We start from the raw sequence: 425 nt of genomic DNA, 5'->3' as shown, positions 1-425 counted from the left end.
ATCTAAATATGAGTATGGTGAAGATTTAGAGGTAGCACTTGATGATTATAGCGACGCAATTAAACGCGCTTATTATTCAAGAACTGACAAAGAAGCCAAGCAAATAATCGATAGTGCGAAACAACGCTTGAACGAAGCTGGTTTAAATCAGTTTGAACGTTATGTAGAAAATCAAAGAGATAAAAAAGGAACGCAAATTATTTACTAAGAGGTGTATTAGACAATGAAAATATCCCAAGATAAAAGTGCTATTGTCATTCGCATCATTTCATTAATTATCATAATAGGTTTAGTTATTACTATTATATTGCCACTAATCAATATCTTTGCCTTAGCATTTAATTCCGGTGTCGATGCGCAAAAAGGTGGTATCACATTCTTTCCTCGTAAGTTTTCGCTAGATAATTTTAAAGAAATATTTAAAC

Annotated in this window: 2 pseudogenes; both read left to right on the top strand. The window is 32.0% G+C overall.

The features are described from left to right. Positions 1–208: pseudogene (locus HZY83_RS05645) on the top strand (extracellular solute-binding protein); the annotation flags it as partial. 15 nt (positions 209–223) lie between these two features. Beyond that, positions 224–425, top strand: a pseudogene (locus tag HZY83_RS05640) (carbohydrate ABC transporter permease); the annotation flags it as partial.

Source organism: Gemella sp. GH3 (genome assembly GCF_013415425.1).
Classification (GTDB): Bacteria; Bacillota; Bacilli; order Staphylococcales; family Gemellaceae; genus Gemelliphila.
This window is presented reverse-complemented; position numbering and strand designations above follow the sequence as displayed.